This window comes from Lutispora sp. (assembly GCF_041687175.1).
Lineage (GTDB): Bacteria > Bacillota > Clostridia > Lutisporales > Lutisporaceae > Lutispora.
Genome location: NZ_JAWLCK010000004.1, coordinates 25,526 through 51,366, shown reverse-complemented (window position 1 = coordinate 51,366; position 25,841 = coordinate 25,526). Strand labels below are relative to the sequence as shown.

At 37.6% G+C, this 25,841-nt stretch carries 21 protein-coding genes, 1 tRNA gene and 1 riboswitch; all 22 genes read right to left on the bottom strand.

From position 1 onward, the window contains the following. Positions 1 to 2: 2 nt before the first annotated feature. Positions 3 to 1,541 (bottom strand): glycine/sarcosine/betaine reductase complex component C subunit beta, encoded by a 1,539-nt coding sequence (gene grdC / locus ACESM9_RS01585; protein WP_372994605.1) that lies wholly within the window; start codon positions 1,539 to 1,541, stop codon positions 3 to 5. 108 nt (positions 1,542 to 1,649) lie between these two features. After that, positions 1,650 to 2,954: a glycine reductase complex selenoprotein B gene (grdB, locus tag ACESM9_RS01580; RefSeq protein WP_372994603.1), complete on the bottom strand. Its 1,305-nt coding sequence runs from the start codon at positions 2,952 to 2,954 to the stop codon at positions 1,650 to 1,652. A gap of 50 nt (positions 2,955 to 3,004) precedes the next feature. Further along, entirely contained in the window at positions 3,005 to 3,463 is a 459-nt protein-coding gene (gene grdA, locus ACESM9_RS01575; protein WP_372994601.1) for a glycine/sarcosine/betaine reductase complex selenoprotein A, read from the bottom strand. 98 nt (positions 3,464 to 3,561) lie between these two features. Continuing rightward, the gene (locus ACESM9_RS01570; RefSeq protein WP_372994599.1) at positions 3,562 to 4,848 is read right to left on the bottom strand and encodes a glycine/sarcosine/betaine reductase component B subunit; all 1,287 of its coding nucleotides are present in this window, start codon (positions 4,846 to 4,848) and stop codon (positions 3,562 to 3,564) included. A 50-nt stretch (positions 4,849 to 4,898) separates the two neighbouring features. Continuing rightward, on the bottom strand, positions 4,899 to 5,219 hold the full coding sequence (gene trxA, locus ACESM9_RS01565) for a thioredoxin TrxA (RefSeq protein ID WP_372994597.1): 321 nt from the start codon (positions 5,217 to 5,219) through the stop codon (positions 4,899 to 4,901). A gap of 34 nt (positions 5,220 to 5,253) precedes the next feature. Beyond that, positions 5,254 to 6,183 (bottom strand): thioredoxin-disulfide reductase, encoded by a 930-nt coding sequence (gene trxB / locus ACESM9_RS01560; protein WP_372994595.1) that lies wholly within the window; start codon positions 6,181 to 6,183, stop codon positions 5,254 to 5,256. An 81-nt stretch (positions 6,184 to 6,264) separates the two neighbouring features. Beyond that, positions 6,265 to 6,657 (bottom strand): GrdX family protein, encoded by a 393-nt coding sequence (locus ACESM9_RS01555; RefSeq protein WP_372994593.1) that lies wholly within the window; start codon positions 6,655 to 6,657, stop codon positions 6,265 to 6,267. A gap of 194 nt (positions 6,658 to 6,851) precedes the next feature. Further along, positions 6,852 to 6,955: riboswitch (glycine riboswitch) on the bottom strand. 128 nt (positions 6,956 to 7,083) lie between these two features. Continuing rightward, on the bottom strand, positions 7,084 to 7,923 hold the full coding sequence (locus ACESM9_RS01550) for a DegV family protein (protein WP_372994591.1): 840 nt from the start codon (positions 7,921 to 7,923) through the stop codon (positions 7,084 to 7,086). 14 nt (positions 7,924 to 7,937) lie between these two features. After that, positions 7,938 to 8,777, bottom strand: a complete 840-nt coding sequence (locus tag ACESM9_RS01545; protein WP_372994589.1) for a DegV family protein — start codon at positions 8,775 to 8,777, stop codon at positions 7,938 to 7,940. An 86-nt stretch (positions 8,778 to 8,863) separates the two neighbouring features. Beyond that, positions 8,864 to 9,328, bottom strand: a complete 465-nt coding sequence (trmL, locus tag ACESM9_RS01540; RefSeq protein WP_372994587.1) for a tRNA (uridine(34)/cytosine(34)/5-carboxymethylaminomethyluridine(34)-2'-O)-methyltransferase TrmL — start codon at positions 9,326 to 9,328, stop codon at positions 8,864 to 8,866. A gap of 126 nt (positions 9,329 to 9,454) precedes the next feature. Further along, positions 9,455 to 12,772, bottom strand: coding sequence for a 5'-nucleotidase C-terminal domain-containing protein (locus ACESM9_RS01535; protein ID WP_372994585.1), 3,318 nt, complete (start codon positions 12,770 to 12,772; stop codon positions 9,455 to 9,457). 108 nt (positions 12,773 to 12,880) lie between these two features. After that, positions 12,881 to 14,026 (bottom strand): DUF362 domain-containing protein, encoded by a 1,146-nt coding sequence (locus ACESM9_RS01530; RefSeq protein WP_372994583.1) that lies wholly within the window; start codon positions 14,024 to 14,026, stop codon positions 12,881 to 12,883. Positions 14,027 to 14,041: 15 nt separating this feature from the next. Further along, positions 14,042 to 14,878, bottom strand: a complete 837-nt coding sequence (locus ACESM9_RS01525) for a Cof-type HAD-IIB family hydrolase (protein WP_372994581.1) — start codon at positions 14,876 to 14,878, stop codon at positions 14,042 to 14,044. After that, positions 14,808 to 15,866 carry a M14 family zinc carboxypeptidase gene (locus ACESM9_RS01520; protein ID WP_372994579.1) on the bottom strand — a complete coding sequence of 353 codons (1,059 nt, stop codon included), beginning with the start codon at positions 15,864 to 15,866 and terminating at the stop codon, positions 14,808 to 14,810. Before ACESM9_RS01520 ends, ACESM9_RS01525 begins: the two co-directional genes overlap by 71 nt. Before the next feature lie 242 nt (positions 15,867 to 16,108). Next, entirely contained in the window at positions 16,109 to 16,939 is an 831-nt protein-coding gene (locus ACESM9_RS01515) for a deoxyribonuclease IV (protein ID WP_372994577.1), read from the bottom strand. Positions 16,940 to 17,198: 259 nt separating this feature from the next. After that, entirely contained in the window at positions 17,199 to 18,515 is a 1,317-nt protein-coding gene (locus ACESM9_RS01510; RefSeq protein ID WP_372994575.1) for a M20 family metallopeptidase, read from the bottom strand. Between the two features lie 245 nt (positions 18,516 to 18,760). Further along, positions 18,761 to 20,482, bottom strand: coding sequence for a proline--tRNA ligase (locus ACESM9_RS01505; RefSeq protein WP_372994573.1), 1,722 nt, complete (start codon positions 20,480 to 20,482; stop codon positions 18,761 to 18,763). Positions 20,483 to 20,740: 258 nt separating this feature from the next. Then, a complete protein-coding gene (locus tag ACESM9_RS01500) occupies positions 20,741 to 21,166 on the bottom strand; it encodes a SoxR reducing system RseC family protein (protein ID WP_372994571.1) in 426 nt (141 codons plus the stop codon). A 191-nt stretch (positions 21,167 to 21,357) separates the two neighbouring features. Then, positions 21,358 to 21,434 (bottom strand) — tRNA-Leu (locus ACESM9_RS01495). Between the two features lie 46 nt (positions 21,435 to 21,480). After that, positions 21,481 to 23,715: a transglutaminase domain-containing protein gene (locus ACESM9_RS01490; RefSeq protein WP_372994569.1), complete on the bottom strand. Its 2,235-nt coding sequence runs from the start codon at positions 23,713 to 23,715 to the stop codon at positions 21,481 to 21,483. Further along, positions 23,708 to 24,895 carry a DUF58 domain-containing protein gene (locus ACESM9_RS01485; RefSeq protein WP_372994567.1) on the bottom strand — a complete coding sequence of 396 codons (1,188 nt, stop codon included), beginning with the start codon at positions 24,893 to 24,895 and terminating at the stop codon, positions 23,708 to 23,710. The genes ACESM9_RS01490 and ACESM9_RS01485 overlap by 8 nt, the downstream gene beginning before the upstream one ends. Further along, complete coding sequence (locus ACESM9_RS01480; protein WP_372994631.1) at positions 24,888 to 25,841, bottom strand: AAA family ATPase; 954 nt, start codon at positions 25,839 to 25,841, stop codon at positions 24,888 to 24,890. The genes ACESM9_RS01485 and ACESM9_RS01480 overlap by 8 nt, the downstream gene beginning before the upstream one ends.

Here is a 25,841-nt window from a genome sequence, read left to right as displayed (position 1 = left end):
CCCTACTTTCTGTTAAGTAAGAATGCTGCAAATTCTTTCATTGTTTCTGCTACCATTCCCTTGATCTCTTCTTTAGATACTGCTCCTGTTTCCTCAACTTTTCCAGAGTTCTTTTCCATAACAATTGATACACCATCGAATAGATTGGTCATTCTTCCTAAGAAAAGACTTCCTTTACCTACTATCATGGCTCTTTCAATCTTTCCATCCATTATCATTTGTCTTCCGGCTCCAACGAATGGAACACCTGAAGGAATATGACCCTGAGTAGGTGCAAAACCAGGCATGCCATGTTCTTTAATGAAAGCAGGCATACTTGCTCTGTCTATATCGCCTCTCTTAGCTCCCAAAGCTGCAATCATCTTGAAGTTTGCTAATGGAACATCTCCTGCACCAGCTGGTTCAGTTATTTCTGGGTTCTGCATTTCTACAGAGTATTTATCAATGTCAGTAATCTTAAGACCGTTTTTATCCAATGGTTTGGTTATTATGGATTCCATAACCGCCTGTGGCGATGATCCTGTTCCTACAGTGTGCCTTCCAACTATGTCAGTTCTAAGAACTGGGCTTACACCATCATCTTCAGTTACAAGTACAGCAAAGGCTCCAAGACAATCTTCCAGTATAGGAACATCCTTGTTTACGTGGTCTCTTCCATTCATACCAAGCTTTGCAGTAGCTCCACCTGCAACTATAGCAACGCTCTTGTACAGGCCGGATTTTACCATGGCTGCAGCATTGATGAGAGCATGAGTTGGTGCTGCACAGAAGCCTCTTGTATCTGAACCTGTAGCAGACACTAATCCTGCAACTTCAGCTATAGCCTTTGCAAAATTGCCTCCACCTCTTTGGTTCATATCACCACAAGCCTCTTCAGAGCACTCTATTACATATTCTATGGAATCTGCTGGTATATTATCTTTGTATAGCATGTTTTTCATTGCAATAACAGCTGTAGCTTTAGTAACAATGTTCTCAGCCATTATATGAGCAGTTAGATTCTTATCTGTGGCATGTGCAGCCTTTACGCATCCTACTACTTTACCATTATATTCAAGTGGTTCTGCACCTTCTTCTAACTTCTTTTCAATATCAGCTGCATCAAAACCTTCCTTAATCTTTGCAATTTCTGCTTCTGTGAAATATGGTTTCTTTGCTAGTTTCTCCTTTGCTGCATTAGAAAACTCCTTTTCTAGCATAACCAAATCAAAAGCATCGCATAGCTTCATCACAATATATAGTTCATCCTGAGAGAGGATTTCTCCCATTTTACCATCGGCTTTGGCGTCAGCTATCAGGTTTTTGTACCAGGGTCTTGGGATGTTATTTAGTTCATCAGGTAATATATTTCCGATGTATGCTTGATTTGGTGCATATTTCACTGCTTCTTCAAAGCTTCTTAAGTGACTTGGTACTTTCTTTAAAAACTCTGAATTGGGATTTGCTTCATGTTCGGAAGAGCAGGTGGTTCCATAGTGCATAACCATATCAGGCGTATGAACTAGCACATATGCTGCTCCTTTTACTACAGGCGTTGTCATATATTACACCTCCAAAAATATTTTTAAACACTTAACTAACATTCAGTGGGTTTCCAACCCCCTGAAAAACTCTCGTTTAAAAAGGGTGGTATAGCACCACCCTTTATCCTATTTGTCAAATACTGTCTGACCGTGTACTTCTGTTTCAAGTGCTTTTAATGCTTTAAGCACTAATTGTTTTCTCAAAGCCTTCTCATCTTCCTTGCTGAGTGCAGGATTTCCTAAAGGATGTGGAATTGCTACTGCCGGAACTATCCTGTTTGCACCAACTGTCAATGAGATTGGAACTACTGTACAAATGTGAACAACAGGTATTCCTGCTCTTTCAATTTCTTTTACCATCGTTGCACCGCAACGAGTGCAGGTACCTCAGGTAGAAGTGAGTATAACAGCTTGAACTCCATCTGCCACCAATTCCTTGGCAAAAGTTGAAGCAAACTTTTTAGCATTAGCAACAGAAGTTCCGTTTCCTACTGTGGTGTAGAAATATCTATGGAGCTTGCCAATTACTCCTTCCTGCTCAAGTTCTCTCAAAACATCTACAGGCAATACTCTGTCTGCGTCCTGATTTGCATATACAGGGTCGTATCCACCATGGGCAGTTTCATATGTTTCCTGAGTAAGATCCAAAACACCTTCTATATCGTATTTACCGTACTTAGATGCAGAGGATGCTTCTATCCTGTCAGGGTTGCCCTTTGGAACAATACCTCCGGAAGTAACCAAAGCAATCTTTGCATTTTTCATATCCAAAACTGCTGGATTTGGAGCTACTCTATCAAAGTCAGGCATCGGATATTCAGTTTCAAAAGGTTCGCCCTTTAGTTTTGCAACCAGCATATTAACAGCTCTCTTAGAACCTCTCTCTTCCCTGAATATGTTCTTTCTTACGCCTCTAGCAATATATCCCTCTTCTGCAGGAGATCCAATTGCTTCACCCTTAGCAAGCTTAAGTGCAAGCTTAGCTATAGCAGGGATTGCTTTTCTCATGCCTGTTGCTGCATTGGCTGTTTCTACTATATAGAAATCCTTTTTAAACATATCAGCTCCTGGATTCTCAGGATACATACCTGATACTACGGGGATGTCTAAGCTGTCTTTAACAGCCTTACATATAGTACCGCATGCAACTCCATATCTTCCTGCATTGAAAGCAGGACCTGCTATGAATAAATCCGGCTCATAGCTTTTTACCATCTGGAGAATTTCTTCTGTAGCCTCTTCCAGATTTTCATTGAAATATGAGTCACCACAAATGATTGTAGCTACTATTTTGGCATCGTTACCTAAAGCTCCTTGAAGAGCCATACCTGGCCCTACAACGCCTTCTCTTACTTCTGGCTTAACATCGGCTTTCTCTTCACCACCGATTCCACCGTAGAACTGATTTATATAATGAACTACTTTAATCATGTTAGTAACTTCCCTCCTCTCCCATATTTGGTTTCTCAAACATGAGGATATTAAAATTTAGAATACTGATCTCTCATAGCCTTTACTTCTTCTGCAATAGCATCAACATCTAAAACCATTTCCATCATGCCGCATTGCTCATCGAACACATCGGCATCAACTTCATCTTTAAGTTCAAATATATGATATACTGCGAGTCCCAACGAGACTCCTGCTAAAGGACCTGCATAAGTTGGGTCACCTGCTGTAACTGTCTCAGCTGCTAATCCTGCTGTTTCAGCTTCGGAAGCGCCTAATACTACTACAACATTTTCCTTTCCGTATTTTTCGGAAAGTTCCATAACCCTTTTCTGATTTTCCAGGTCCATTGCTCCTGCAGCCGTTCAGACAAAGCATTCTGTAGAAGCAAACACTACTTCAGCGCCTGCTGTCTTAACGCACTCTTCTATCGCAGGAGCAGGAATGCCATCTCTATCGCCTATGATAATGACTTTCTTGCCCTCTAACATGCGATTCATCCTTTCTTTATAATTTATTATCTATAATTTATTATCTCAATTTTTACATTTAATCTAAACTCTGAGTTCTGAGCACTGAGCTCTGAGCTCTAGTATTGTGTTGCTGATAATTTGTTGAAGCCTATTTCACTTGTTGCTCCTGTTATAACCTGAAGTTCTGCTACTATGCTTCCATCTGGCTTTAAGCTTCCAGCAAATCCACCTGCAATAACATCTGCGGGTTTTAAATCGCCTATAACTTTCTTCATTGCAGGTAGTTCAATTATTTCATTTGCATTACCTGCAGTTACTACTGCATCTGCAGCTTTATCCGCATCTGCCAAGGACTGGGATGCGCCATCTCTTCCTGCATATTCATCAGTAACAAGAACTGTCTTAATACCTTTAGCTGTTATTTTCTTGCAGTTCATCATAAGGTCTGTATCTGGATTGCCGAAACCTTCTTCTGATACTATAACCGCGTCTAATCCAAGATATTCAGCTAACTTAGCAGTCCAGTTTGAAGATCTTTCCTTATCGGCTAATGTAACATTTTCATTGGTGATAATAACACCAACAAAGTTGTAATCCTTGCCGTGTCTTTCATATAAGTCTTCTATTATAGGATTGTTCAAATGATTATATGTTGGATTCTTGTCACAGGCAGAAACACAGTTTCCGCTTACTATGGCTCCATCCATAACCTCTGTTGGATATATGAGCGTAGGAACTATTTTCTTTGCATCTACACCGTATACATAGGTATCATGAAGCAAACCTTGAGTTTGAAGCATATACACATAAGCAACTTTTGGAAGATCAGGATACTTCTTAGCACCTTCAAATACTGGAAGGGTTTCATAAACCTTCACTTCATCTGGTTCTACATTTCTTCCTGCTTCACCTATGTAAGCAGCAGCCTTTAATCCTACCATTCTTACTGCCTGCTCATGCTCATGCTGTGGTAGATTGTCAACAGGTGTGCATACTAATACAAGATTGTTAGTTTTTGAGAATGGTGTGTATTCTGCTCCAGGACCACTCATGTCAATGATACCTTCCTGGAATCCCACAATCTTACCTGCAGTAACAACTGCTGCTCCCTTTAATACATGAGTCTTTCCTGAACCTACTACATCAACTTTGTTGATAAATCCGGGGAATATTCCGCCAGGACCTTCAACCTTAACTCTTGGTTCAATAACGTCCTTAACAGGCATTATTCTTGTCTCTTCACCTGGCTTTGCAATATCTACCTCGATGCTGGCTATTCTATTGTCTCCACCAACTGCTTCCAAAAGTTCTTCTTTGTTTACAAAAAGAACTCCATTTTCAACTTTGGTTGCCTCACCAAACTGTAAATCCTTAATGAATATATTGCCTAACTCTAGACGCATGAGATTCACCTCCCTTTTATTTGGAGGGGGTTTTAACCCCCAAGAATACATTATATGTTCTCTTTAATTAGGTTTTCAATTGCTTCTGGAGTACAGTTATCTGCTCCACTTATTTCCTTCACCTTTGCACCATTCTTATAAACGATGAAAGTAGGTAATCCCATAACTTTTTGGCTTATAGCCAATCTTCTGTTTTCAGTGGTATTAAGCTTGCAAAACTTTATTTTATCTTTATATTGTTCTGCTAATCTTTCTACTTCAGGCATCAATGCCTTACAAGGTTCACATTTTGTTCCCCAGAAATCTACGATAACAGGACCTTCTGCTTGCATAACCTCTTGCTCAAAATTTTCCTTGTTTAACTCTAACATTGTTTCACCTCCTTTACATGATTTCAAATGATAATTATTGTCCAAAGGTTTTATCTATATATTTTTCAGCGCTTATTGCAGCAATAGCACCATCTGCTGCTGCTGTGATTACTTGTCTCAAAGGAGTATTCCTTACATCACCTGCAGCAAATATGCCTTCTACAGATGTCTTCATTTCTGAATCTGTTATTATATATCCTTTAGGATCCATATCTACTATACCTTTTACAAACTCAGATACAGGTCTGGTACCTACAAAGATAAATACTCCATCTGTCCTGTAATCTGTTATCTCGCCAGTTTTAACATTTTTTAGCTTAACGCCTTCTACTATGCCGTCACCGTATATTTCTTCCACAACAGAATCCCACATAACATGTATCTTGTCGTTTGCCAAAGCTTTCTCAACTATGGATTTTGCTGCTCTGAATTCATTTCTTCTATGTACAATCGTAACCTTTTCAGCAAACTTAGTGAGATATATTGCTTCTTCAACAGCTGCATCGCCGCCGCCTACTACAACAACTTCAAGCTCTGTAAAGAAGTCTGCATCACATGTAGCGCAATAGGAAACACCTTTGCCTCTGAAAGTATCTTCTCCTGGTGCACCTAGGTTAACATGTTGAGCACCGGTAGCAATAATTATAGCTTTTGTTTTTATTTCTCTTTCCTTTAGCTTTAAAACCTTAATTTTATCACTAAGATCAAAACCAACAACCTCATCGCTAATAAATTCTGTTCCAAATGCTTCTGCCTGCTCCCTCATCCTTTCTGTCAGCTTTGGTCCAGTTGGATGCTCAATGGATCCAGGATAGTTCTCAAGTTCTTCAGTTGTTGCAGCCTGTCCTCCCCATCTTCCTTTCTCTATTATCACTGTATCCAACCTGCCTCTTGAAGCATATAAACCAGCAGATAAACCAGCAGGTCCCCCGCCAATTATGGCGACATCATAAACTTTATCCATTATTCTACCCCTTTCAAACTTTGATATGTATATCATTGGATAAAAATGTTACACTTATTCACATATTAACTTATAAAATTTTTATTCTAAGCTAGCCAATGCGCTTTCCAAAAGCTTCATATCCAGAAATCTAAAGTCAGCCAATACCTTGTCGGTCCAATCCGGAGTCGTTCTGTCTTTTAGCAGTTTTTTACAGTTTTCTATGCTGGATTCTATAATCGAAAGGGATTGGTAATCCAAAGGCCCTGTCCTATTCTCCAACACTATACTTCTATAAGGTGTCTCATTTGGTTTAATGCTTCCCATCAACGGATGGGATATTAATATACTGCCTGTGTGTATTCTATCTCTCACTTCGTATAAAACATCTAAGTACCCACCATCAACATATGTAACATTTATATTTTTGTTAAATAAATCACAAATTGACACATTATTCGTTATTATTTGTATATTTTTTGTCAGGTTAACCACCTCTCACCCCATTGCTTAATAATACGTAAATATTAGTGGGTAATTTGGACTTAGAAATATTCCATGAATTGCTGCTTATTCTCCCATATTATCAAAAAGAGATAGAAGCAACAGCCTCCATCTCTGTCATCAACCTGAGAGATTCTTCTACGAAAATAGAATTGCTCCTTCGGTGCATATGCTTTCCAGAGTCATGTCCGAATGCGGTCCTTTTGCCTGAGAGTTTCATTTAACGGGCCTTTCCGTACTTTCTCCTTCGGCTCCCATTCTTAAAATGAGCATCTCCCGCCAATCATCATCCATGCTATATGAAATTATTCTATGTTAGATACAAAAATATAAACACATCTTAATTTTTGTTTACACTTAGAGTATATACAATAAAATCTATTAATTCAAGAGATATTTGTCTATTTTGATAAAAATTTATTCATAATGTATTACCACTGTTCCTGGTCCGCAATATACTCCAATGACACAGCCTATTTCAAACTCTTCCTTTTCCACATTGCCATAGGCTTCTTCTATTGCTGCTTCAAAATCTTTTAGATTATCAAGGCTATCTGCATGCCCTAGCTTAATAGTCTGACCATTTAATTGTGTTCCCTGCTCCTGCATTATCTCTACAATTCGCTTTAAGGCTTTCTTCATACCTCTGGCTTTATCAATAGCTACAATCTTGCCATTATCCACAGTCAGTATAGGCTTCAGGTTCAGCAGTGTGCCTATAGTTGCCTTGGTAGCAGATAATCTGCCTCCTTTTTTCAGATACTCAAGGGTATCGACTACGAATAAAGTTTTCACATTGTTTATAAGATATTTAACTCTGTCAACAATTTCCTCCACTGCTTTTCCATCCTTCGCCATCTTTGCAGCTTCTACCACCATCTGACCAAAGCCATATGTAAAGTTTCTTGTATCTATAACCGTAATCCTTTCCTTATCTACCATATCCCTGGCAATTACTGCAGAGTTATAGGTACCGCTGGCATCTGATGAAAGATGTATTGATATAATATGGTCATAGTCTTTCAGGTATAATTCATATTTTTCTTGGAAGCTATTGGGATTAACCTGAGAGGTTGTAGGCAACTTTTCTGAGTTTCTCATCCTCTCAAAAAAAGCTTTAGGTGCAATATCTAACCAATCTCTGTATTCATCTTTGTCAAAAAATATGGTAAGGGGTAATACCTCAATGTCGTATTTCTCTGCTATACCCTTTGGCAAGTCTGATGTACTGTCAGTAATAATTTTTATCTTGCTCATAGTACTTCTCTCCTCTACAATTCAAAATGTAGTGCCACGCAACCCGGTCCGGCATGGGTCCCTACAACAGAACCTACCTCTCCCCTTATTATCTCCCTGGGCTTATATTGTATATGGATTAATTCTTCAATATAATCCATATGTTCGGGGCATAGTGTGTGATTGATTCCTATAACCTTATCATCCAATGTCCAGCCATTATCCTTTATCATATCCATCATCATAGATATGGCTTTTTTTATTCCTCTGGTCTTCTCCAACATCTCTAACTTTCCATCAACAGTAGTTATTATAGGCTTTATATTTAGAATAGAACCTATTACAGAAGCGGATAAAGATATTCGACCACCTTTGTAAAGATATTTTAAATTACCTATAATGAAAAACTGTTTTAGTCTCTTCTTAGCTTCTTCAATTTCATTTACAATTTCTTCTGCAGTTCTTCCCTCCTTGGCTAGCCTCGAAGCCTTTATCACCAACAACCCTGCTCCTAAGGTAACTGCCTCAGAGTCTATTATATGGATATTATCATTATCAACCATATTTTTCGCTATTATTGCTGAATTGTATGTACCGCTTAGCTTGGATGAACCTAATATTCCAATTACAGTATTATTATTCCCAATTTCTTCCCTAAATACACTTTCAAATTGAGGTGGATTTATCTGTGATGTCTTTGGCAGTTCCTCAGAAGCCTCAAGTCTTTTAAAGAACTCATCTGCAGTAATATCTATACCATCTCTGAAGGACTCTTCGCCAAAATTCACCAATAGGGGCAATACCCTTATATTATATCTCTCAACGTACTCCTGAGGCACATCGCACATAGTATCTGTCAATATAGTAATGGCCATTAATTAATACCTCCCATGTAAAAATATGCTTTGCAACTATTTTCGCTAGGGAACCCTATTGTTCCTTTCAATCCTGCACAATTAAACTATCGCAAATTTGGATAACCTATCTGCCTCAATGCCTCATATACGACTATGGCAACAGAATTTGACAGATTTAATGACCTGGCCTCATCAATCATAGGTACTCTTATACACCTATCAGGATTGGCCGAAAGCAAGGTTTTAGGTAACCCGGCAGTTTCTTTACCAAAAAGTATAAAGCAATCATCCTCGTATTTCAAATCGCTATGCCTGTATTTGCCTTTAGTAGTGGAAAAAAAGAAATTACCGCCTTTATGAGCATTAAAAAAAGCATCAAGATTGTCGTAGTAACTAATTTCAACCAGATTCCAGTAGTCCAAACCTGCTCGTTTAAGATATTTATCTTCAACAGAGAATCCCAAAGGTTTTACTAAATGAAGTTTAGATCCTGTAGCAGCACATGTTCTTGCTATGTTACCGGTATTTTGAGGTATTTCCGGTTCGACGAGAACAACATTTATTGACAATTTAAACATCTCCTCTGTAAGTCTATATATATAATACAAAATCATCGGGATTTGTACAATAGAAAAAGGAGGGGTTTTCACACCTCCTTTTTGTCTATTATATATTTTATTAATCCTATTTATACCTTATGCTGCTATATCAAAGTCAAATGGAATAAACATGCTGGTCTGACCTGCTACATCTATCAATCTATCATCTACTACGGGACTGATAGTTTTTAGCTCTTTTATCTCATCTACAATTACATCCCTGATGGGAATATTGGTATCAAATGTATTCTTGCTTTCTATAAACATAACATATTCATCTCCACCTGTTGCCTGGAAATCATTTGTAACCACTTTATAAATCTTATCATCAACAAGAGGAGTTCCATCCAGCAATGTTATCTCTATAATTCTTTCTCCTCTCGCTTTTGATGAATCATATTTAACCTTCAAACCTGAGAATTGGCCTGATCTGAAAGTTTTTTCATGGTTTAGGATAATACCATGCTCAATTGCCTCTTTTACTTGTTTGCCAGTTAAATCAAAAGTAAATAGCGTGTTATCAAAGGGTAATAGCTCGTATAACAACCCCATTGTTATATCTCCTTCAGGAATATCCCTTCTCAGACCGCCGCCATTTTGTATTGCTATATCAGCATTGGTAACTTTTCTCATTATATCCGTTACAAAATTACCAACAGGAGTAACCTGTGTTACTGCGGTATCATGATTAAAAGCTGCTGTAGCCTTTCCTATTACAACATTCTTAATAGGAGCTAATTCCTTGCCTATGGAATCTATATAGTTTTTCATTTCAGTATCTTCAGCTGCTTTTATTACATTCCCATCAACATAAGCTTCGGTTCTGGTAATCTTGTTATCAGCATCTAGATAAATATCAATATGAGCAACAGATCTGCCGTTGTAATATGCCTGAACAATAGGTATTCCATTGATCTTACCTGCTATAGTCTGATGAGAGTGTCCTGTTATGATTGCATCCACTCCTTCAACTGATTTAGCGAAGTCGGCTGCTTCACCTGAAATTTCTTTTGTATCTTTGTCTTGCATTGCACCTAAATGACTGAGCACAACTATTATATTAGCACCATCCTCCTTAACTTTCGGTACCAGAGCATTCACAGTCTCAGCAGGATCACTAAAGTTATAAGGTTCTACCATCTCTGCCTTTGTCTTAGTCAGTGTCTCAAGAGTTGCAACCCCTATAATTCCTACTTTAATGCCCTTTCTCTCAACAATTGTGTAGGGTTTTGCGAAGTCGGCTACCTCTCCTGTTTTCTTGTCAATTATATTGGCTGCCAAGAACGGGAATTTACTTAATGATTTCCATTTTTCTATTGGTTCAATACCCCAGTCAAACTCATGATTGCCCATAACCATTGCATCAAAACCTATTTGATTCATCATGTTCTGGACTGGTACTCCATACATAAGATTAGAGTCCGCTGTACCTTGATACATATCTCCAGCGCTCAGTATTATTGTTCCTTCCGGATTAGCTTCCCTCTCAGCCTTTAAATATCCTGCCAATCTTGCTGCCCCCGGATTCTTTCCGCTTTCAACAATATTACCATGAAAATCATTGACAGATAACAGACTGATGACTTTTACGCCTTCAACTTTACCTAGTTTCGCCAAGTCATCAATATTGACTGACTTTATATTTGGAGTTCTACCGTCAAAGGATGAAGGTATTTTTATTTCCCCAGATTTTATCTGGTCATAATATTCTTTATACTTCTCATAATCAAAGTTGGTGCCTATAATCTTCCAGTTGTTATCAACAGTTGGAGTAACAACACCTTTTTTTACTTCCTGTACATACTTCAATACTAAAGACCTCAGTGACTCCTGAGCACCTTCCTGTTCTTTTGAAGGATAGAACTTATCTTCATCAGTGGCAAGTCCCAGAGTCTTTAAGGTTCCAAAGCGATAATCATTCAAAGCCAGCTTATATACTGCATCATCTTTTATAGGTTCACCTTTATATGTAAGGTTGACTATACGATTTCCAGCAGGCTTGGATATATCAATATCATAGTTGACTCCGGAAAACATATCATAATTATAGGCTCTTATATCTGGATTGAAGCTTATGGTCAGGTCCCCTTCCTTATACTGATTATAATAACTTGCAGACCATTCCATATAAGCCTTAAGATTCTTTCCTGTAATATTAAGCCCCACAAGAGTATTGTTGTCATACTTATATATCTTAGCTGCGTCTTGCAGCCTGAATGGACCTGCCTTCACATTGGCATCAATATCGAACAAAGCAGCACCTGAGATATCCGCTTTTGTATAATACATCTGAACCTCATTTATCAAGTCGGTTATGGCATTATCCTCCAACTGTGCCCTTGGCATTGTTGTAACTACATCTTCACCTGTAAAATAATCTACACCCTTCACAAAATCCTCAGTAACAATGCCGACCTCTCTTGCAGCCTCTTTTTTTGATGTTTCATCCACATAAGCGAATCTTTCCAATAGGTCTTTATCAGCCTCTATTTCAGCAGTTACATCTATATTTTTGGTTGCTACCTCTTTTACAACCCATTGGTCTCCTTCTTTAACCACATTGATATCAGCTTTAGCCAGCGCAGCCCCGTTGGTTCCTGGCTCAATGAGCTTTACTCCGTTGCTTGATGCAATATTATCAAATTTTGCATGCTTGTGACCGCAGAATATTACATTGAACTGTGGTAGCGCTTCGGCTATAGGCAATGCGCCATCTGTAGCATCCTTCTCAGCAGTATCTCCTAAATGGAATGCTCCCACTAAAACATCATATTTCCCTTCCAATTCTTTGACAACCTTTTTTGCTTCTTCAAGGGGATCAGTAAAAGTCAATCCTTTGAAACGGTCAGGATTGCTTGCCTCCCATATCGGGATATGAGGTGTTATTATACCTACTATAGCGACTCTTATGCCATCTTTTTCAAATATTTTATAGGGCTCAAAGGCACGGGTTCCATCTTCTTTATATATATTTGCAACCAGTACACTGCCTTTGAAAGCGGCAACATTCCTATTTAAGAAATCCAGACTGAAATTAAACTCATGGTTACCTAAAACCCATGCATCATATTCCATATAGTTTATTGCTTCCACCATAGGATGAACAGGCTGGTTATTGAATAAGTCTGCCAAATTTCCCTGAACAAGATCACCACAATCTACTAGAATTGTATTCGGATTATTCGCTTTTTCTGCCTTAACTAATGTCTGAATCTTAGCAAGCCCTGATTTATCATCTGCTTTACCGGCAGCATACTCCCATGGATAGATTCTCCCATGCAAATCGCTTGTTGCCAAAATAGTAATGGTTTTGGCATTGCTTTTTTCCGCAAACACAGTACTCATTGGTAACAACATGGAAATAACCATGAGGAGTGTAAGCATTATGCTTACTCGTTTTAATCCCTTTCTCATCTTAATACCCCCACATAATATTTATGTATATAAATATATACATATTATGTTTATTTTACCATATTTCCTAACATGTCTCAAAATTATTGAAAGACAAAAAAAGACAGGTTATCTGAATAACCTGTCATATATTCCATGCTTCTTAATATGAACTGCTTTTTGTGGGCAGAGCTCATGGCAGCAAAAGCATCTTATGCATTTGCTTAAATTTACTACTGGCTTACCTGTATCCATATTGATTACTTTTGGAGGACAACTTTTCTCACAAATCCTGCAAGAGATGCAGGTCTCATGATCGAACACAGGCCTTGGTCTTAAATTGTTCATTACCCATTTTTCAACAACTGCAGGTATCCTTCCCCCGATGAAATTTATTTCCAGTGATCTTGGCAGCTTAAAGGGCTTTATATTTATATCTGAAGGCTTCAAGCAAGTATATTCTATATCACCATCCTCACAAGAGAATAATCCCCTGTTCATTGCTTCTTTCATAGTAGGTACTATGGAGGGATTTATTCCTATCAATCTTAATGCACTGAAATCCAATGCATAGGGGTTTTCTGAGGCCATGATTATTCCTACATGTCGCTTGTCCCCTGCAGAGGGGCCGTCCCCTTCCATTCCATCGATACCGTCTATAACTGAAAACACAGGCTTTGCATATTCGCATATATCTACTAAATGAGCGGCAAAATTAGAAACATCGTTCATCTTTAAGTGATAGTCGGCTTTTATTATACCTGGAATTATACCAAAGAGATTTTTTACAGCTCCAGTATAAGTCATCATGGCATGGGTTTTAAGTTTTGCAACGGATACAATAAAATCTGCATCTTCAGCCACTTTGATAACCTGCATCCTCTTTAGCATTCTCCCCTGCTCATTATGTACCTCTGCCACTGAAACATCATAGTTTAATTTGCAGTTTGTCCTCTCAGCCACTTGAACCATACCTGTAGCCTTATATATGCCTTTCAGCATCCATTCAGTGTACGGTCCTCCTGGGCTGTCCCCCAATGTTACTTCACAGCCTAAAGCCTGCAAGTACCTAACTATGGCCTCAGCCACTGCTGGATGTGTTGTAACTGCGTCCTCCGGATTATTTTTTTTGAGAAGATTGACCTTCACCAATGCCTTGCTTCCCGGCTTTATTTTTTCCTTCAATCCCTGAAGGGAATCAAGGCATTGGAATACAGCCTTTTCCACGCTTTCATACTTATAATCACTGCATCTAACTACTCCAACCTTTTCCAATCTGTTCTGCACTCCTTATAGCACAAATTCTCGTATGACCTGAGCCACACCATCTTCATCATAGGTCCCAGTGATATAATCAGCCCTCTCCTTCAAGATATCAACTGCATTACCCATAGCTATTCCAAGACCTGCATACTCTACCATACTTATATCATTCTCGTTATCTCCGATAGCTATTATTTCATCGCGCTTTATGCCATATATTTCAGACAGGATCCTTATGGCATTTCCTTTATTTATACCCTTATTCATCACTTCAAGATTGTCTTTTAGGGATTGGCTCACAGATACTTTACCGGTCTCCATAATTTTTTCTCTTATGTATGCCAGCTTTTCTTCATCATCATCAACTACAACAGCCTTGAGTATTTTCCCCCTCTCTTCCTCTACAGTCTTCTCCAGCGACTCTACCACATTGATGTTTATTCTATCCTCCTCATTGAGTCTTTGATTCCATTCAGAGTATCTTTGAGAAATGTTGATTATCTTCTCAGTATAGACAGTGTCCTGAGAATATAGATGACAGTATAAACCATTCTCCTTGCATAGTCTTATCATTTCCAAGGCTACCTCATCTAAAAGTATGCTCTGGAACATTATTTTATTGGTAGCATCTTCCTTTATTATAGCTCCGTTGCTTGCGATTATAGGCGTATTTATTCCAAGCAGTCTTGTGTAAAACCTGGCTGAAGAGTATATCCTACCTGTTGCAACCACTAGGTGGACACCCTTTTTGGCAGCCTCAGCCAGAGCTTCTTTATTTCCCGGGGAAACTTCTTTATTTTTGTTCAGTAGGGTGTAATCCATGTCCATTACTACCATTTTGTAGTTGTTCTGTCTCGACAACATATTTGCTTTCCTCTCCTTGTTCATTATCATCTTCTTGTTTAGATGCAACTAATTTTAATAAGTATTCAGGTATATCTCTATTGCTAAGCCATATTTTTCTATATTCACTATATGGCAGCTGTTTAAAATCTCCCACATATTCGGGACTTCCTATCTCAATTGTGAAGCCAGGCTTGCCATATTCCTGGATAAACCAATCCTTCATTCCACCAGCTGTATGGCGAGTCATGTCTAATCTGTATCCTGTTATACTGCTTATTTCTTTAGCTATTTCCATATCTCGTTTTTCTTGTTCTTCATCTTGATAAGCATACCAGAATATAACTTCCCCTGCAGAATGATATGCAATACATATTTCAAAATCATTTTTTTGACACAGATCTTTAACTATATTAGTTTCAACTTCACTAAAAGGCGCTTCTCCTTTGTAGTTCATATTGGCAGGTTTGCCTGGATCATTTAAAATATAATCCCATCTCATAGGATAATTCCTATTGAGATCCACTCCTCTTCCATTAGCCTTCCAACCCATATATCTGTTTACTGATGATGATCTGCCTACGGCTACAGCGTTTGGGTAGGCTATTGAATATCCTCTTGCAATATTTATTCCGTCAGGATTGACCATTGGAAGAAATATTATGGACACATCATTGAGCAATTCCTGCAATTCTTTATCATATTGATATTTATTAACCAAATAATCAATTTGATTCATAGCTAGCAATGTTGTCATGTGTTCTTTTCCATGATGGGAAGCATTTATAAAGACGCTCTTCTTACCTTTACCAATCTTAAGGCAAACTATCTCATTGCCCATATAGGAATCTCCTGCTTTTTCAACAGAAATGAAGGAAGGGTATTTTTCTCCATAGCTATAAAGAAGCCTGTTTACATCATTTACAAAATCTTTACTGTAGTATAGCTTATCTGGATAAAATCTCATTTCATCGCCGTGTATTATTGCTGCATTTACAATTACAATCATTAGTGTGATAATTATTAAGTTTTTTAGTTTGTAAATATTAATACCCCCTATTATTTATAATGTCTTGTCCATACATGCCAATTCTATTTTATTATTATTTTATTAGCATTACAAGGCAAATGAGCCAATAATACTCTGGCTGAACACGAAACAACCCCGCCCATTAAGAGATTTACTTAATGAACGGGGATTGGCTGCATATACATGGTCCTAGCCATTCTCGAAAAAATGAACTACATACATCATTTATATAAGCTGCGCAGTAACCTGATCTCCTCCTGATGCCCGGGCAATTCATTAGGGGTCTCCAATATAAAGGGCAGGTGTCTCAGACTTGGATGATTTATGACTCTCTCCATTGTCTCAATCCCAATGCTCCCTTCACCTATACGGGTATGACGGTCCTTATGGCAACCCATTGGATTCAAACTATCATTAATATGGATGGCATAAAGTCTATCAAGTCCAATGCTGTTATCAAATTCCTCCAGGACTCCATCCAGATTCTCAACAATATCATATCCCCCATCATATACATGGCAAGTGTCTAAACACACTCCCATATGTTCCTCCAATTTCACTCTATCCAGAATTGCCTTCAGCTCCTGAAAACGACCTCCTATCTCACTTCCCTTTCCTGCCATGGTTTCTAACAATACCTTTGTCTTTTGATTAGGCTTTAGTAGATCATTGAGGATTTCTGCAATTAACTCTATACCCTTCTCAACTCCCTGCCCTACATGGCTTCCTGGATGAAAATTATACAGCGTTCCAGGCAAATATTCCAAGGTTTCCAAATCCTCTTTTATAACCATATAAGCAAAATTTCTCACCTTTGGATCTGCTGAAGCAGGGTTGAGGGTATAGGGAGCATGTGCAATCAAGGGGGCAAAATTATGTTCCTCCTTAATTCTTTGCAACGCTAAGACATCTTCTTCATCGAATTTCCTTGCCTTTCCACCCCTGGGGTTCCGGGTAAAAAACTGAAATGTATTGGCCCCAATGGAAAGAGCTACGTTTCCAATATGAGCATAACCCTTGGAAACAGATAAGTGACAACCTATATTTAACATAATATTTTATCCTCCTGAATACTCAACTAATGTCAATATCTTTTAATATACCTTACTTTTAAAGAATATAAAACCCTCTCTCAACTTCCCCAGATTTTCTCAAACTCATAATAAAACAGAGTGCCAGCAATATTAACCTGACACCCTGTATCTATTATTACTTATAAAGCGGCACGGCACCTGTAATGGCTTCCATGACAGCAAATATAACGAATATGCTTATTCTCATTTATCAGACTCTTTCTGTTTTATTGAATCTTTACTGTTTATTCATAGCAAACTCATCTTTTATTGCTTGTAATTCTGTTGGATTTGTAAGCAATTTGTAAGCTGAGAGGGCTATTATTTCACCAGCAATAAAGCTGTTTTTCATTGCATATTCTTTTATTGAGGCTTCACGGAATTCATCAGTGTGACTTGCAATTTCTTTACCCGGCTCAACTTCTGCAATTGGGAAATTAATATTTGCTGTAGGCATTTCATAACCAACATTGCCTAAATCAGTGGAACCACCAGCCTTTGTATTAAATAAAAATTTATCCTTGCTGATACCTACAAGTCCCGCTGTATCTGCTACAAAGTTCCATAGCCTGGGAACAGGAACTGCATTTAGGAATGGGGCATCCCATGTGTATTCTGCAGTTGTATCAGTCATCAAGGCTGCACCGGCAATGATATTATCTACACGCTTTGTAAGCTCTTCTAATTCGGGAGTAGTATCTGCTCTTACATAGATATCTACTTTAATAGAATCAGGAACAACATTTGCAGCCTTTCCACCATCCATATATATGTAGTGTATTCTGTCTGTTTCTATCATATGCTCTCTCAAAAACTCTATGCCGATACCCATCAGCATCGCTGCATCAAGGGCGCTTCTTCCTTTTTCTGGAGAAGCAGAGGCGTGGGACGATTTTCCTTTAAAGGTCAGTGCACCTGTTTCATATCTTGCCCATGTCATGGCCTTTGCATTTAACTCAGTTGACCATTGATGTCCTCCAGAGCCATGAGTTGAAAATGCAATATCTACATCTTTCATCAATCCAGCAGCAAGCATGGGTATCTTGCCGCCTAAAGTTTCCTCAGCAGGTGTTCCAAATACGACTACCTTACCAGGAATGGTTTGCAAGGCTTCCTTAATACCTAATGCAGCAACAAAACCTGATTGAGAAATAAGATTGTGACCGCAGGCATGGCCGTTTGGAAGTGCATCATATTCAACTGTTATTCCAATTGTAGGCCCGCCTTCTTTGCCTTCGTATGTTGCTATGAATGCGGTAGGTAGTTCCATATCTAATCCGGTTAAAGGATCTTTAGCCGTTACACCGTGTTGTACTGTAAAACCATGCTTCTTAAAAGTTTCTACCAGCAAAGCCGAAGATTTAAATTCTTCCATACCCATTTCTTTGAGCTCCCAAATTTGCTTGCTTAGTTCAAATGATTCGTCTTTGATTTTGTCCATGGCACTGATCATTTTCTTTTCTACTTCATTTAAGCTATCTGCCTCAGCAAATGCCTGAATAGAAAATGTCAATACCATTATTACACTGAGTATCAAACACAATGCCTTTTTCATTCAACTCTCCCCTTTTCATAGTATTTTATTGGCTACGATAAAGACAAAACCGTGTTTTTATCGTACGACCTCAGTTTGTAGATATATATGAAGGCTTGTGCATATTTATGTATGTCATTTACGATTTTGATTTTATGCCTTTATCTCCAATTATTTAGTGAAACAGAAAAGTCCTAAGTTGAACAAATCAACTTAGGACTAATTATGCAAACTGTTGTATACCTAATATTATAAGCATACACTTTTTATCTCAATTCAGCTTTTAATTTATCAATTAAATCTGTAATTGCACCCACAGCTTCATCTACTGGAACCTTTACTGTAATCCTTTTATCTCTCGTTGCTATCTCAAAGCAATTTTCCTTCATATTTCTCGGGCTGGCTACAACTCTAACAGGTACTCCAAGCAAATCCGCATCGGAAAACATCACACCAGTGCTTACATTTCTATCATCATAGATTACTTCTATATTTTTTCTTAGTAATTCTTCATACAATTCATCAGCTAATTTCTTCACTTCCTGATTATCTGAACGAACACAGCACAAATGTACCTGCCATGGTGCTATGGATATGGGCCAAATTGGACCATAGTCATCATGATGAGCTTCACATACCGATGCGGCCAAGCGTCCAACTCCAATTCCATAACAACCCATTATGGGGTACTGAGATTTGCCTTCTTTATCCAAATACTGCATATTCATAGCTTCTGTATATTTAGTACCAAGCTGAAATATATTGCCTACCTCTATTCCTCTTGATATTTTTATACTATGCTTGCCGCATTCAGGGCAGATACCACCATCCCTAATCTTTGCAAAATCATGATATTCTACATCACCGCAGTCCCGCTCAATATCCAGCCCAGCATAATGATGGTCTGAAATATTTGCTCCACAGCACATATTATTGGTGCCTTTTAGTGATTTATCAAATAGAACTGTATGATTCCCTTTTAAGTTATAGGGTCCAATGAACCCTGCGATTATTCCACAATCTTCTGTAATAGCAGCAGGGCGAATATCTCCTCCCAGATATTTCTTCACCTTTGTTTCACTGACATCCAAATCTCCGCGAATAAATAAAATTACATATTCATTCTCTGATTCCTTCTGATATACTACTGCTTTACAGGATTTTTCCCTTGGTATATCCAAGAATTCACAAAGTTCTTCAATTGTATGAATATCAGGAGTGTGGACAAGTTTCAATTCTTCAGAAATCTCACTTCTTTCATTTTCTACTATTGATTCTGCTGCTTCCGTATTAGCACGATAATCACAGTTTGAACACAAGGCAATTGAATCCTCTCCCACTGGAGTTAGGAGCATAAACTCATGGGACAGGTTACCTCCCATCATACCTGAATCCGATGCAACCGATATTACTTCAGGTATGCCTACCCTCTTAAATATTCTCTCGTAAGCTTTAAAACATTTGCTATAGTATTCCTCCAAATCTTCCCATGATGTGTGAAAGGAATATGCATCCTTCATGGTAAATTCACGGACTCGTATAAGACCACCTCGGGGACGAGCTTCATCTCTGAATTTTGTTTGAATCTGATAGACCATAAAAGGATACTTGGCATAACTTTGTCCGTATTCACGCACAAGATGTACTGACGCTTCTTCATGTGTCATACCAAGAACAAAGGGACTATTGTTTCTATCCTTGAAGCGCAGTAATTCATTTCCTACACTTGTATACCTTCCTGATTCTTCCCATAGGGATGCAGGTAATACAACAGGGAACTGCACCTCTTGCCCATCTATTGCATCCATTTCCTCACGAATAATCTGTTCTATTTTTCTCGTGATACGACGAAGAGGGGTATATGATGAATAAATACCATTAGCAACATGTTTCATATAACCGCCTCTGATCATTAACCCATGACTATCGATTTCACAATCCGCTGGCATTTCTTTAAATCTGTCTCCAACAAGTTTTTGAATTTTCATGTCTTTACCTCCAATACTCTACTAAAATATTAAAAGCCCTAAGTCAAATAAATCAACTTAGGACGAATTATACTTTCATTAAAGATTCTCACCAACCATCTTCTCTCTGAAAAATCCAAAATGCCTACTATTCCTTTTCATAGCCTATAAAATTAAATTTTTTAAATTGTAACAGATAAGGTGCTGAATGTCAATGTGTTTTCTTTCTAAACAGCATCGATATCATCGCTATGTGCATTAATGGGCAGAGTAAAAATGTTACTTCGCAATTTTAGCTATTCTGAATGATATTTTGCCGGCCTTCTTATATTTCTTATCTATCAAATTTATAAATAAATAAGTTGCAGCCATTAAAACAAATCCCAGTGTCACTCCTAACAGATCACTAGAAATTTTGAGTCCAATAGGAATGCTAATATTTGTACCTAACATAATTCCTATAGTAAGTGCAATTAGTGGCAGCACATAAGTGATTAAAACGGCACCCAAAAACATTCCGCTTTTCATCTCAAGAATCACTTCCTGCCCTACTTTGGCTCCAATAAGGTTTTTTGCTTCCACATAAGTCATTTCAGAAGTACATCCTTTACACTTAGCACAATTTTCACCACATGCGCTGGATCTTTTTAATACGACTTTGGCAGTATCACCATCAGTGAAGACTACTCTTGCTCTTTCTTCCATATGTTTTCCTCCATGCACATCTCTAGGATATATCTATAAAATATCGATTAAATGTGTAGATATTATAGTCTTTAAAACTGGTCAAAAAAACCTCATGCTACGACTACCAGTTTTCTACAGGCTCATCGTATTATGAGGTTAATCGTACATAAAGTATGTATTTGCAAGCATTAGAAGTTATTTAAATTAATTGGTGCGCGAGGCGGGAGTTGAACCCGCAAAACTACGAACCTGAATCGTATACGTATGCCAATTCCGTCACTCGCGCTAACGAAAATATTATATCACAGCAATTGATAAAGTACAAATATTTTTTATGGCTTTCCCAAGTAAAAATTCCAGATATACTTGACTTCACCCAGATTTGCCTTAATCTCTCTTTTTAACCTTCTTTCAAACTCGTTCAATTTGATTACTTCATCTGATGTTATGGATTTTCCTCCATATATTATTCCCTCAAGGATTGATATAATATGACCGCTTATATCTTCTTCTATTAAAAAGTACTCATTCATATTACTCATAAACTGTCTCAATGTTTCACTGTCTTTCTTTTTTCTGCCTGCTTTATGTGCCAGCCATATAATGTGATCTATATAGAATTTCGCATATTTATTTGAATCTTTGATTTTGATAAATTTCAGCATGTTTATTTTTATCAATCCATATAATATTCTCAGTAAAATTACAAATATGATAAAATATACAATATGCTTAGTATTAATACCTATTTTCCTATCTCCATTAGTTATATCCACGACAGTATATATTTCATCCTCCATAAGGTCTTTTCTTCTTGTGGTATCGATGATGTTTTCTGAAAATGAAACCAGCTCATCTTCTTCATCATTTGAGGCCTCTTGGGGCTCCTCTTCATTTTCCTTCTTCCAAGGCTCTATTTCTTTATAGGCAGGTGTAGGCTCAAAGGTTATCCAGCCATATTCACCAAAGTAGGCTTCTACCCAAGCATGAGCATTTCTATCGATAATATCATATTTCCCATTCTCAACATCACCCTTGGGCTCTACCAAAAACCCTTCCACATACCTGGCTGGTATTCCTGCAAGCCTTAACATAACAACCATTGATGAGGCAAAATAAGTGCAATATCCTTCCTTGCCTTCAAAGAGAAAATAATCTACAAAATCCCTTCCCGCAGGCACATTTTCAGGTTCCAGTGTATACTGATAGTTGCTTCTCAGATAAGCTTCAATAGCTTTTACCATATCATATGAATTGTTTTTGCCATATGTAATGTGTTCCACAAGTTTACTAAGCCTATCTGGTATATTATTAGGGAGCTTCAGGTATGTATTGCTTATTTCTTTGTCAGCATCAGCCATAGCTTCTCTTAGCATATCTTCAGATATCATTGGAAGCTTTATATTAATATTATAGCTCGAATTTTTATCTATTATTTTTGAAGTATACATTTCTAAATCATCATTAATAAAAATTTTCTCATTATCCAACTTCACATTTACTGGATAGAGAGCACTAAAGAGAGTGGATGAAATCAATCTTTCCGGTTTTATCTCTATATTCAGATCCATAAATTCTATATTTGCAAGCATATCAAGTACCTTTTTTTCATCAAATATGAAAGATTTTCGTCTAGATCTGCTCCAGTTAAAACCTGAATATTTATCATACACACTTCCTCTTAAATAAAGGTTATTCCGAAGACTTCCCTTTACAGTAAGCATACTGCTGCCATTAAAATTTACTGGACCACCCAACTTTTTATCTTTATATACATTACCAGCTAAACTGAAACTATAGCTATATCCGTAGTTCTCCTCTGATGCATTTTTCCATTGGGTGATAAATGGAAAGTTTCGCACCATGAAATCATTTAATATATCAATTTTCAAAGGCTTGATATTCAAAGGAAGCATAAGCATGAAGACTATGGATAAGCCTATAAGCAATGCGGCACTGCTTAGCCAACTTTTATAGAAACTTATTGAAACAGGTATGGATTTGCTCTTCCATTCTTCCTTCTTTTTCTCCCACAAACTGTAAGAATGAAGCAACAATGATGAATACAGAAAAATCATAAGATATAAATGAGACTTTTCTACATATGTGAACCAGAAGAATGAAAAAAGCATAATGCCTATGGCAGTTATTATAAGTTTATTTATCCTTGAAAATACCAGAATTCCCAGCAACCCTGTTGCGAAAATCATTATGATTATCAAAAAAGGTACTGCATATTCCTTCAAAAAGGCTGCATAACCTGCAATATATGCAGGAAGCCATTGAAGAAACAGCAATATATCACTAAGAATTCGATTGAACATTAAGCTATGATGGTATTTCATATATATGGATACAGCTATAAAAAGTATTATTCCCCATCCCAACACCAAAGGGAAACAATATAATATGATAACTATAATAATAAGTACAGCATCATAAAGCATCAGATGTATCAGCTTAATACCAAAATCAAAGTAGTCATTAATGCCCAAGGATATAGCTAAAATCATCAAAAATAATAAAAACGCCTTGAAGAAAATATCTTTGTAATCTTCTTTATGCATATTTGTCCCTCACAATTATATTATCTTTCCCATCCAATGGAATTGCAATATAGCCTATATCTGCTGGAATATATCTCTCTATCTCATCTGATGACATACTTTCATCTTTTATTTCAAGTATTATAAACTCAAATCCCTTTAATTTCATCTGAGAGGCTGTACTTATCAAATTGGTATCTACTTTTGGTGTAATAATTATTATTGTGACACCTGAGTTCAGCTTCTGAGCTTCCTTATATATTATTTGTGATATATCTATGGTTCCTTTTGGATTAAGGCTTGCCAGTACATCGAAGTAGGTTTCTAAGGTGCCTGCTTCTTTATGGGAAAGGTTTATATACTCCTTTGCAGCAGCATAAAGATTAATTCCTATGCCTTTTGACATAGCAAAGTTTATGAGAGAAGCAGCACATTCCGCTGCTCTTTCTTCAATATCTTCCCTTCTATTGCCTATGTATTTGCTCTCATAAAGATCCAAAAAAAGATGCATATGGGTAGAAGCATTCATATCCAGGTTCTTAACATATAAATCACCCTTATGGGCAGAAACCTTCCAGTGTATCTTCTTAAAGCTGTCTCCTATATTGTATTTTCTTATGTCCTTTACGCTGGTAAAATCTTCAAAGGCATTGCTTTTTTTAGATATGGTTCCAAAAAGCTGATTGGCAGGTATGCTCATATTTTCTATGGGATAAATTCTCGGATAAACAATCAAGGATATATCATATTTGAACTGTTTTTTCCAACTGAAAATAAAGAATGGATCGCTATATATGACCTCTATGGAGCCCAAATCATATATCCCCTTATGCTGACATGTAAAGCTTTTGGGCAGCTTTATCTTTCCACCTGGTGATAAAGATCTCACATTAAATTCGTCTTTCTCACCGGTTAGCCTTTCAGGCATATTTAAATAGACCTCCATATATGGTATGGGAAACATGGAGGAATTATATATCTCTGCACTGTAATCTACATAAGCCCCAGTAACTACTTTATCGCTGACCTTCCAAACAAGGCATTCCATAGACTTGTATACTTTTTTCCCCATATAATTGGAAAGCATCAAGAGAAATAATATAAAAAAGAATACTCCATAGAAAAAGGTACCACCGATCAACAAAGCGGATATAAACACCGCTCCAAGAATTAAGAAGGCGCTTATATTTACCCTAAACATTTCTGCTCACCAGTGGTACTCGTATTGAGCTGATTATAGAGTAGATTATATCTTCAACGCTTATCCCCTTCATTTTGGCTTCAGGCTTTAGTATGATTCGATGATTGAGTACTGCTTCGGCTAGTTCCTTTACATCATCAGGCAGTACATGGTCTCTTCCTCTTATGTAAGCCAACCCACGGCACGCATTGAGCAAGGTAAGGCTTCCCCTGGGGCTGCATCCCAGATAAATATCAGGATGGCTCCTCGTAGCCTGAACTATTGTTATGATATAATCCTTTACTGAATCTTCTACATGTATGCTTTTTACTTCTTCTCTAATCTTTAATACGTCTTCATCTGTTATTATGCTTTCAATTTCTTCGGTTGGTTTTCCCTGAAGCTTAAGTATGCTTTTCTCTTCATAAAAATCCGGATATCCTATCTTAATGCGCATTGCAAAACGATCCAACTGAGCTTCAGGCAATGGAAATGTTCCCTCATATTCGATGGGATTTTGAGTTGCCAGCACAACAAAGGGTTTTGGAAGATCATAGGTCACTCCGTCAACTGTTATTTGACCCTCTTGCATGGCTTCCAAAAGACTTGACTGGGTTTTTGGTGAGCTTCGGTTTATCTCGTCTGCTAATATGACATTAGCCATTATAGGGCCTTCTTTGAACTCAAAACTTCCCGTTCTGCTATTATATACAGTAATACCTGTTATATCAGATGGGAGGAGGTCAGGTGTGAACTGTATTCTTTTAAAGCCGCAACCTAATGATTTTGCTATTGCTTGCACCAGAGTAGTCTTACCAACGCCTGGCACATCTTCAATAAGAACATGTCCCCCGCTTAATATTGCCACAGTTATTTTTTCAACGACAGATTTTTTACCAATAAACACTTTGTTTACATTATCAATTAACATGGTAGTTAATTTTTCATAATAGTCCAACAATTCCAC